This is a genomic window from Dyella sp., from assembly GCF_036568765.1.
In the GTDB taxonomy this organism is placed as follows: domain Bacteria; phylum Pseudomonadota; class Gammaproteobacteria; order Xanthomonadales; family Rhodanobacteraceae; genus GSA-30.
Map to the genome: position 1 here is coordinate 1 of NZ_DATCRY010000123.1, position 10017 is coordinate 10017.

The 10017-nt window shown below is 62.3% G+C and carries 9 protein-coding genes; 3 read left to right on the forward strand and 6 right to left on the reverse strand.

The window, feature by feature from the left end:
- Window positions 1–1800, forward strand: a 1800-nt coding sequence (locus VIM98_RS08920; protein ID WP_331992745.1) for an acyltransferase family protein, incomplete at its 5' end; no start/stop codon positions are given.
- Here the strand turns inward: VIM98_RS08920 and VIM98_RS08925 are convergent.
- The 5 genes from VIM98_RS08925 to miaB all read right to left on the reverse strand — a co-directional run bounded on the left by VIM98_RS08925 (window position 1787) and on the right by miaB (window position 7176).
- Window positions 1787–2986 (reverse strand): DUF4105 domain-containing protein, encoded by a 1200-nt coding sequence (locus VIM98_RS08925; protein ID WP_331992746.1) that lies wholly within the window; start codon window positions 2984–2986, stop codon window positions 1787–1789. The two genes, VIM98_RS08920 and VIM98_RS08925, sit on opposite strands and share 14 nt — an antisense overlap.
- 207 nt (window positions 2987–3193) lie before the next feature.
- A complete protein-coding gene (locus tag VIM98_RS08930) occupies window positions 3194–4039 on the reverse strand; it encodes an HlyC/CorC family transporter (RefSeq protein WP_331992747.1) in 846 nt (281 codons plus the stop codon).
- 192 nt (window positions 4040–4231) lie between these two features.
- A complete protein-coding gene (gene ybeY, locus VIM98_RS08935; RefSeq protein ID WP_331992748.1) occupies window positions 4232–4717 on the reverse strand; it encodes an rRNA maturation RNase YbeY in 486 nt (161 codons plus the stop codon).
- Window positions 4704–5708, reverse strand: a complete 1005-nt coding sequence (locus VIM98_RS08940) for a PhoH family protein (protein ID WP_331992749.1) — start codon at window positions 5706–5708, stop codon at window positions 4704–4706. Before VIM98_RS08940 ends, ybeY begins: the two co-directional genes overlap by 14 nt.
- Window positions 5709–5817: 109 nt before the next feature.
- Window positions 5818–7176, reverse strand: a complete 1359-nt coding sequence (gene miaB / locus VIM98_RS08945; protein ID WP_331992750.1) for a tRNA (N6-isopentenyl adenosine(37)-C2)-methylthiotransferase MiaB — start codon at window positions 7174–7176, stop codon at window positions 5818–5820.
- 154 nt (window positions 7177–7330) lie between these two features.
- Here miaB and VIM98_RS08950 point away from each other — a divergent pair, with 154 nt between their 5' ends.
- Window positions 7331–8458, forward strand: a complete 1128-nt coding sequence (locus tag VIM98_RS08950) for a transglycosylase SLT domain-containing protein (protein ID WP_331992751.1) — start codon at window positions 7331–7333, stop codon at window positions 8456–8458.
- An 8-nt stretch (window positions 8459–8466) separates the two neighbouring features.
- Here the strand turns inward: VIM98_RS08950 and VIM98_RS08955 are convergent, their stop codons facing one another.
- Window positions 8467–9681, reverse strand: coding sequence for a S1C family serine protease (locus VIM98_RS08955; protein ID WP_331992752.1), 1215 nt, complete (start codon window positions 9679–9681; stop codon window positions 8467–8469).
- 188 nt (window positions 9682–9869) lie between these two features.
- On the opposite strand from VIM98_RS08955, the gene VIM98_RS08960 reads away from it, so the two are divergent.
- Window positions 9870–10017, forward strand: a 148-nt coding sequence (locus VIM98_RS08960; RefSeq protein ID WP_331992753.1) for a ubiquinol-cytochrome c reductase iron-sulfur subunit N-terminal domain-containing protein, incomplete at its 3' end; no start/stop codon positions are given.

Below are 10017 nucleotides of genomic sequence, written 5' to 3' on the forward strand. Positions count from 1 at the left end.
GGATTCCTGATCACGGGGCTGTTGGTCGAGGAAATTCGCCAGGCCGGGCACGTGCAGTGGGCCGGTTTCTATATTCGTCGCCTGCGCCGTCTGTTGCCGGCCCTGGCGACGATGATCCTGGTAACCGGCGCCGCCGCAGCGCTACTGCTTGCGCCCGCCGAGCAGGGCGAGCAAGCGAACGCGGCCGGCATGGCGGCGCTCTGGTTAAGCAATATCTATTTCACGCTGAACCGGCTCGATTATTTTTCACCGGGCAACGACACCAATCTTTTCCTGCATACCTGGTCGCTCGGGGTGGAGGAGCAGTTCTACCTGGTCTGGCCGTTGCTGTTGTTCTGGCTGTGCTCCGATACAGATGCCGCGCGTGGCGAGCGGCGCCTGCGACTTGGCTTGTATTGCGTACTTGTGTTGAGCCTTGGCGCGTGTATCTATCTGACTTATGTGGCTCCAGCCGCCGCGTTCTATTTGATGCCGATGCGCGCTTGGCAGTTTGCGCTCGGTGCTTTAGTGAAGCTGACGATGTCGTCACCGCGCGGCCCGCGCTTGCCTATGGAGTTCGGATGGTTGGGGTTAGGAGCCATTCTGGCGGCAGGCGCATTGTTCGATGCGCATCGGCCTTATCCAGGGGTGTATGCCCTGCTGCCAAGCCTCGGTGCGGCGATAGTGATCGCCGCGGGGATGGCGCCAGGTGCCAAGGGAGTTTCCTCGTTCTTGTCCTGGAAGCCGTTGCAAGCGATCGGGCGTGTTTCCTATGCGTGGTATCTCTGGCATTGGCCGGCCCTGCTGCTAGCGAAGGTGTTAGCCGATAGCGATGGCTGGGAAGTGCGTGTTATGGCAGTCGGGACCTCTTTGCTCCTTGCCGCACTCAGCTATCGTTACATCGAGGCGCCGATCCGTCATCAGGAAGGCTGGCTACGAAGGCGCTTAAGTACTTTGTTGGTTGCTACGCTGGCCATGGGGGCGCTGGCTATGCTGGCCGGGCAATGGTCGGATCGCGCAGGCGATGCATCCAACGATGGTCGGCAGGCTAAGTATGCACGCGCGCATAATGACTCTCCGGCGATTTATGGCATGGGTTGCGACGACTGGTATGCAAGCGATCGTCTGAAGCCTTGCGCATTTGGCAACGGCACAAGCGCGCATGTGGCGGTGCTCATGGGCGATAGCATTGCGGGGCAATGGTTTCCGGCGACGGAAAAGCTGTTTGCACAGCAGGGATGGCGTTTGGTTGTGCTGACAAAGTCCTCCTGTCCGATGGTGGAGGAACCGTTCTTCTATGCGCGCATTGGGCGCGAATACACCGAGTGCTCGCGTTGGCGCGAGAAGGCGCTGGACTATGTCCGGACGCTCCGGCCGGACCTGGTGATGCTTAGCACCGTCTCCACCAATGGTTTCAGTGAGCAACAATGGGTAGAAGGTACCGAGCGTGTATTAGAGAGGCTCAGCCAAGCAACCGGCCATATCTACATTTTGCGCGCAACGCCTTACCTGCCTTTCGACGGCCCCAACTGCCTGGCTCAGCGAGAAGGGCGTCCGGCATGGCTAGGGACCAAGGCCCTGTGCAGCGCGCCATCGGACGATGCACATGCACTGATGGTGCTGAACGCATTGAGTCATGCAGTAACAACCGTTCCGAATGCGAGCATCGTGGACCTTAACGACCGTATCTGTCCCGGTGGGATTTGCTACGCACAACGACAGGGTGTGATCGTCTTTCGCGATGGCCAGCATTTGACCGCCAGCTACGCTGCCTCGCTTGCGCCCGTCTTAGGACAAGAGCTTCAAATCAGCGGATACTGACGCGACGCAGAGTCCAGGCCAGCGCCACCCAACAAGGCAGGCCGAAGAGTAGCCAAGGCTGGTTTTGCTGCACCGTTCCCGGCAGCAGGTGCAGGCCAATAGCGACCAGGCAGGCAGCCAATTGGACGATCAGTACGATGTTGGCAAGGCGGCTAGCTGGCACGCCGCGACGTGCGCGCCATACGGTGGCGAGTAGCAGCCAGGCCAGTGGATTGAACAGCAGCAAGTTGGCATTGGCCCAAGCGGATTGGTGCGCGGTGGCGAACCAAAGGATCAGCAATAGCGTGCCGACCGTGCCCGCCAATAGCAGGAAAAGACTGGCAAGCAGGGCATGGCCGATAGGAACGAAACGCTGCAGGACGATCAGCAGCGCAGCCAGGATTAGCCCGGCGATCGCCAGCGGCATACGCAGGTCTGGGGCGGTTTCCGCAGGAGGTACCAGGCGGTTGGGCGACAGTACCTGTTCGTCAGTGACCAGCGGCCGGCCATCGCTGGTTTTGACCGTGGCGATTTCGCGCTGCAGGACCATGGGCAGAAAACTCTCCTGCCACGCATCGAGCGGACGGTCGGCATAGGGCCCCAGGCCGAGATCCAGGATCAGCATCAGCCATGCTTGCTGGTCCATCAATCGAGCGGTTTGCTGGCGAAATGTCATGCCTCCGGCTCGTGTCTGCAAGGCGGTCTTGAGTACCCCACCCAGGGCCTGATCCAGTGCGTCGCGCACTCGTGTGGTGCAGTTCCTGGTGTAGTAGTCGTAGTCGTAGCGTACGTTTTCTGGCCGCAGGTTCCACAACAGGTAGTCGCGTAGCGCGGCGGCCTGTTCGGGCGTAAAGGCGAGGCGTTGACGCGTGATCGAGCGGCCCGTCTGCACGTAGTAGCTTTCGTCGTCCTCGCTATGCGCAGCATCCATCAGGTAATGCATGCGCCCGCGCGCAAAGTTGAGCAGGAAGCCGCTTTCGTCAAAATCGAAGACCCCGTAGTTGAAGTTCACCGATTCGCCGCTGACGGTGTCGCGCAACTCGATGGCGTCGTGGCCGAAGCGCTCCCAGTAGATCGCGCCCGGGCCGTAGGTTATCAGCGAGACTTCGAGATTGGCGCCGGGAGCGTTGGCGACGTCCGCCTGTGCCGCTGGAACGAGGCCGATCAGCAGGAGGGCCAGCAGTAGGAGGCGGCGCAGCGGGTGCATGGTCGTATCTCGTGACTTTATGGAATCTTGAACAGGGTCCGCATCGGGACTAAGCGGCGTTCTCCCTCATCTCTACCATCTCTCCCCGCAAAACCACGGGAAAGGAAGCCGACTCGGGCGAACCTCAGTGCTTTGTATTTGCGGAGACGGCTCCCTCTCCCCCGGCTTTTTGCCGGGGGAGAGGGTTGGGGCGAGGGGGGCTTTCCGTCACGAACCCGCAGTCGTCACACGGAACTGCTGCACGCGACGGTCGTCAGCCTCGGTAACATGGAACAGATAGCCACCGATGACGATCTCTTCGCCCACTTCGGGCAAGTGGCCGAACTCCGACGTCGCCATGCCGCCGATGGTATCGAACTCCTCATCGGAGAAATCCCCACCGACCTGCTCGTTGAAATCGGCAATCGGCGTCAGCGCGCTGACCAGCCAACTGCCGTTGGCTTGCGCGTGCATGAGCTGCGGTTCTTCCTCGTCGTCATGCTCGTCGTCGATCTCGCCGACGATCTGTTCGAGCACGTCCTCGATGGTGATCAGGCCGGCCACGCCGCCGTATTCGTCCACCACCATGGCCATGTGGTTGCGCGTATGGCGGAACTCCGCCAACAACACGTTCAGCCGCATCGATTCAGGGATCAGCACCGCCGGGCGCAGAATGGTGTGGATGTCGAAAACTTGGCCATCGCCGAAGTACTTCAGCAAATCCTTAGCCAGCAAGATACCGACGATCTCGTCCTTGTCGTCGCCATGCACGGGAAAGCGCGAGTGACCCGACTCGACGACGGTAGCGAGGATATCGGCCAGCGGTGCGTCGGCAGAGAGCATGACGATCTGGGTGCGCGGCACCATGACATCGTCGACGCTCAGTTCGGTCACTTTGATCGCACCCTCGACCATGGTCAGGGTGTCATTGGAGAGCAGGCCCTTGGCCTGGGCGGCGCGGAGCTCCTCAATGAGCTCTTGGCGATTGCGCGGCTCGCCGGAAAACATGTGGCCCAGTCGATCCCACCAGGAGCGGTGGGCCGGGCCGCTGGTACTGCCAGGGTCCTCGTTCATTACGCTTGCGATAACTGCCCGAAAAAGGGCGGGAATTGGAGTCTAGCGGAAAAATCGTGACGGTTCAGGGGCGGGGGAGAAGATAGTGGAGAGGGGTAACGAGTTAGGATGCTTTATAACTTATTGTATTTAATTGTTTTTGTTGTGTGCTGCCGCAATTTTCCAAGAGCGGCCATGCTTTTCTCTTTCTCCTCAGTCTTCTGCACCCACTCCTTGAACATAAGGATCGGCAATTCCAAGCCGCCCAAGAATTCGTGTCTCCAATGCCTCCATGACCTCGGCCTCGGCATCTTCGATATGGTCGTACCCGAGTAGATGCAGCACCCCATGGACGGTCATATGCGCCCAATGATGCTGGGCAGGCTTGCGTTGTTCGCCCGCCTCACGTGCCACCACCGGCGCGCAGATGGCCAGATCGCCGAGCAGCGGTAGCCGTATGCCTGAGGGTAGTTCGGCGGGAAAGGAGAGCACATTGGTGGCGTAATCCTTACCGCGGTAGTCGCGGTTCAGCGCCCGCCCTTCGTCTGTATCGACGATGCGTATCGATAATTCCGCGACCCTGCGATGCCTGGCGCCGGCCAATGCCGCATCGACCCAGCGACGGAAACTGGCCGCTGCGGGCACGCCCGTACGCGGCACGCCATAGCTCACGTGCACCCTGTGCTCAGTGGTTGCCATGGTCCGGCCTGGCGTTGCTCTTGTCGGCATCTTCGAAGGCTTCATAGGCCCGCACGATCTTGGCGACCAGCGGATGGCGTACGACGTCGCGCGAGGTGAAGAAGGTGAAGCTGATGCCGTCGACGCCGCGCAGCACTTCGATGGCGTGGCGCAAGCCCGAGCGCACGTGGCGGGGCAGGTCGATCTGGCTGACGTCGCCAGTGATCACGGCGACCGAGCCGAAGCCGATGCGCGTGAGGAACATCTTCATCTGTTCGACGGTGGTGTTCTGCGCTTCGTCGAGAATCACGTAGGAGTCGTTGAGCGTGCGGCCACGCATATAGGCCAGCGGAGCGATCTCGATCACGTTGCGCTCGATCAGCTTGGCGACCTTTTCGAAGCCGAGCATTTCATAGAGCGCGTCGTAGAGCGGACGCAGATAAGGATCGACCTTCTGCGACAGGTCGCCGGGCAGGAAGCCGAGTTTTTCGCCGGCCTCTACCGCGGGGCGCACCAGCAGCAGGCGCTGCACGCGGTTGGCTTCCAGCGCTTCGACGGCGCTGGCAACGGCAAGGTAGGTCTTGCCGGTACCGGCCGGGCCGACGCCGAAATTGATGTCGTGCGTGGTGATCGCGTGCAGGTAGCGTGCCTGATTGGGGCCGCGGCCCTTGATCACGCCACGCTTGACCTTGATGACGACATCCTGGGCGCTCTCGGCAGCCTCGTCGGTAATTGCATCGATGCCCGATTCGGCCAGGTGCAGGTTGATGCGCGGCCCGGTAAGCGTTTCCCGCTCGGTTTCCGCGTAAAGCGCACGCAGCACTTTCTCCGCGGCGCGTGCGGCGGCCTCTTCGCCGATGACCTGGAACAGCTCGCCGCGATGATCGATCTCTACGCCCAGGCGCAATTCGACCTGGCGCAGGTGTTCGTCGAACGGGCCGCAGAGGTTGGCCAGGCGACCGTTGTCTGCCGGGTCGAGCGTGAAATCGCGTTGATTAAGACCGTTGGTCATAAGGTTACGGGGCAGTCGTAAACATGGTGATGCCGCACCTGGGCGCGGGAACGGATACAGGGTAGCGCGCATGGAGCGCACCACCGATGTATTGCGAAAGCCGGCTTTTTCAAGCGGCCTGGTGATCGGCCCGATCGTCGGCCGCAGTCTGCACGCGGCCGCGCAACGAGTTGGTCATGGCCTCGGTGATCGTTACGTCGACAAACTGTCCGATCAGGCGCGTCGGGCCAGGGAAATTCACGTAGCGCATGTTCTCTGTGCGCCCGCTCAGTTCGTTGGCATTCTTGCGGCTGGTTTTTTCCACCAGCACGCGCTGAACGGTGCCGACCATCGCTTCGTTGATCTTTCGAGCGTTTTCGTTGAGAACGGCTTGCAGGCGCGAGAGGCGTTCGTGCTTGACGGACATCGGCGTATCGTCGGCCAGGTTGGCCGCCGGTGTGCCCGGGCGCGAGGAAAAGATGAAGGAGAAGCTCTGGTCGAAGCCGACGTCCTCGATCAGCTTCATGGTCTTTTCGAAATCGTCGTCCGTTTCGCCGGGGAAGCCGACGATGAAATCCGAAGAGACGCAGATATCGGGACGTACCGCGCGCAGCTTGCGGATCTTCTGCTTGAACTCCAACGCCGTGTAGCCGCGCTTCATGGCGGTGAGGATCCGATCGGAGCCGGCCTGCACCGGCAGATGCAGGAAGTTGGCTAGCTGCGGCACATTGGCGTATGCCTCGATCAGCGAGTCGGAGAACTCCAGCGGATGAGAGGTGGTAAAGCGAATGCGGCCGATGCCGTCGATTTGCGCGATGGCGTGGATCAACACGGCCAGGTCGGCGACGCCGCCGTCGTGGGTCGGGCCACGGTAAGCGTTGACGTTCTGCCCGAGGAGATTCACCTCGCGCACGCCCTGGTCGGCCAGGCGGGCCACCTCGACGATCACGTCGTCGAAGGGGCGACTGATTTCCTCGCCGCGGGTGTACGGCACCACGCAGTACGAGCAGTACTTGGAGCAGCCTTCCATGATCGAGACGAAAGCCGTGGGGCCCTCGGCGCGCGGCTCGGGCAGGCGGTCGAACTTCTCGATCTCAGGGAAGCTGATGTCGACTTGCGCCTTGCCGGTAGCTCGCTTGGCCTCGATCAGTTCGGGCAGGCGATGCAGGGTCTGAGGACCGAAGACCAGGTCGACGAAGGGTGCGCGCTTGATGATCGCATCGCCTTCCTGCGAGGCCACGCAGCCACCTACGCCGATCAATACCGGCTTGCCGCCCTGCTTGTGCTCCTTCCAGCGGCCCAGCTGGCTGAAGACCTTCTCCTGGGCCTTTTCGCGGATGGAGCACGTGTTGATCAGGATCACGTCCGCCTCGGCCTCGTCCTGCGTCAGTTCCAGGCCATGCGAAGCCTTCAGCACGTCGGCCATCTTGGCCGAGTCGTACTCGTTCATCTGACAGCCGTGAGTCTTGATGAAAAGCTTGCCGCTCATGGAGTGCTTGGGTACCGGTTCGAGTGATAGAGGGCGAAGGCGCCGAACCGCGCAGTTTACGCCGACCTGGCGGCATCCGCCAGTTACCTGGGGTAACAGGATCAAGCACTTGCGCCCCTTTTTGACGCCTTGGGCCGGGCCGGGGATAACGGTCATGGCGCACGAATCCGGTGGTCAGCTCTTGAGCGGCTCTGGGGCGGGCTGCACACTGCGCGCCATGTTTGCCGATGGATTCACGCAGAAAACACCCGTCCGGCGCCTGCAGCAGGCCCTGGCAGGTGTGGCCGTGCTCGTGATCCTGGCGCTGTGCCCGGCAGCGGCACGGGCCGGCGGGCTTTATCGATGTACCGGCGCCAGCGGTGAGGCGGTCTTCAGCAATAGCGCGGTCGGCTATAGCGACTGCCACAAACTGCCGGGTACCTCGGCTCCGCCCACCGCGGCACGGCGTGCGCGCCCGACGATGGCGCCGATCGCCTCGATACTGGGTGTAAAGGGTTCCGTCGAGACCACTGCGCGCACGGTGGCCGAGGCGAGGCCGGCGATTGCCCCCGCTGGCGAGGACAGGACGGCGACCGCCTCGTCCCCGCCGGGCAAGCCGGGGCAGTGGACTTACGCGGAATCGAAAAAGGCCCTGGACGACACGGCCGCGGCATTGACCGCGCCAAACGAGCGTGTATTGCGTGGATCGGTATACCGGGTCGTACATCCGGATGGCTCGGTCGAATACACCAATGTGGCGCCGGCAGGCCAGAAAGGCCGTGCGGTCACCATGCTCTTCAGTTATATCGCCACCTGTGTGGCCTGCAACCTGCGTTCGCCGATCCATTGGGACAGCGTGGCGCTCAACCTGACGGCATATGCCGACACGATCCGCGCAGCCAGCGCCGAGTTCGGTGTGGATGAGGCTTTTCTTCGCGCAATCATTCATGCCGAGAGCGCGTTCAATCCGCGCGCGTTATCGCTGAAAGGTGCGCAGGGCCTGATGCAGTTGATGCCGGCCACGGCCAACGACATGGGCGTGCGCGATGCATTCGACGCCGATCAGAATATTCGCGGCGGCGCACGCTATCTGGCCTTGTTGCTGCGCAATTTCAATGGCGACGAACGTCTGGCCGCCGCGGCCTACAACGCCGGCGCCAATGCGGTGCTGCGCTATAACGGCGTGCCGCCGTATGAGGAAACCCAGGTCTATGTCGAGCGCGTGGGCACGCTGCGCAAGCGTTACGGCACGGTGGTTGCGAAAGCTCCGCCTGTGGCCGCCCTGGGCGGGCGAGGGCTGTAGTTCGGTCGTCAGCTGTCCGCCGGCACCGTAGGCGGCATTGGCGGTCGCTGCGCCAGCGTCACTTCGGTATGAAAAGGCGTGCCGTTGCGCAAGCCCGATACCTTGACCTTGCTGCCTGGCTTGAGTGCAGCTTCATGCCGGCGTAGATCGGCCGGGTCGACGACATCCTCGTCGCCAAGACGCAGCAGGATATCGTGGGGCTGGAGCCCCGCCTGGGCGGCAGGGCCGCCGGGATAGACATCGATCACCTGAGCGCCGCGCGCCGCAGCGGGCAGGCCGCTGTCGGCGGCGATCGGGACGAAGCCGTAATCGGCGCCCATCCAGCCGCGTACCACGTGACCGGTATCCATGAGCTGAGCCAGCACCCGCGTCGCGGTGTCGACCGGAATGGCGAAGCCGATGCCTTCGGCATTGGCGGCCTTGCCGATCAACGAGGTGTTGATGCCGACCAGCTCACCTTGGGTATTGATCAGTGCACCGCCGGAGTTGCCCAGGTTGATGGCCGCGTCGGTCTGCACGAAATCCTCTGGGCTGGTACTCGATAGCTGACGACCGATCGCGCTGACGATGCCCATGGTCACGGTCTGGGTCAGCCCGAAGGGGTTGCCGATCGCCAGCACGACGTCGCCGGTACGCATCCGCTTCTGATCGGCGATCTGGATCACCGGTGGATTGGCCACGTCGATCTTGAGCACGGCAAGGTCGGTCTCGTCGTCGGCGCCGACGACACGAGCCTTGGCCACGCGGCCGTCGTACAGCAACACCTGGATGTCGTCGGCGTTGGCAATGACATGATTATTGGTCAACACATAGCCCTGGCTGTTGACGATCACGCCGGAGCCCAGGCTCTGCTCGCGTTTCTGGTATGCCGGGCCGGTAGGAATGCCTCCGAACAGGCGTCGAAGCACCGGATCGGCATACATCTGCATGGCGCGCGCGGTGACGAGTTTGTTTGCGTAAATATTGACCACCGACGGTGCCGCCTTGGCGACGGCGTCGGCGTAGGACACCGGGCCGGACTGACGCGACAGCGTCGGTGCCGACGGTACGGGAGGGGTGCTTGCCGGTGCCGCGCTATGCGTGGCGGTGCCGCCGGTCAGGCCGATGCGCGCACGCAACCGCTCGCCCGTCGCCGGCCATAAGAGGCTGATCACGAAGGCAGCCGCCAGCCCGATAACCACGAAGCGGGCGATGAAGGCGAGCGTGCCGGCGGCATGTTTCATGTCGTGAGAAGTTTCGTTGCGAAGCGGGCGTGGGCTAAGGTTGGACGGGCGTGGGCCCACAGTATCGGTTTGATTGTACGAGTGATGGGCTGACGCTACACTAACGCGATTTTTGGGGATAACAGATTCTAGTTCGAGTGGGTCGGTAGTCCCTGCATCTCAATGGCATGCAAGTACCGGAGAGCCTGATGGCGAACGAAGTCGTCGATCACGGCCGCCGCCGCTTCCTCACAGCGACCACGGCAGTGGTCGGTGGTGTGGGAGTCGTCGCAGCGGTTGTGCCCTTTGTAAAATCTTGGGAACCCAGCGCGCGCGCGAAAGCGGCGGGTGCTCCGG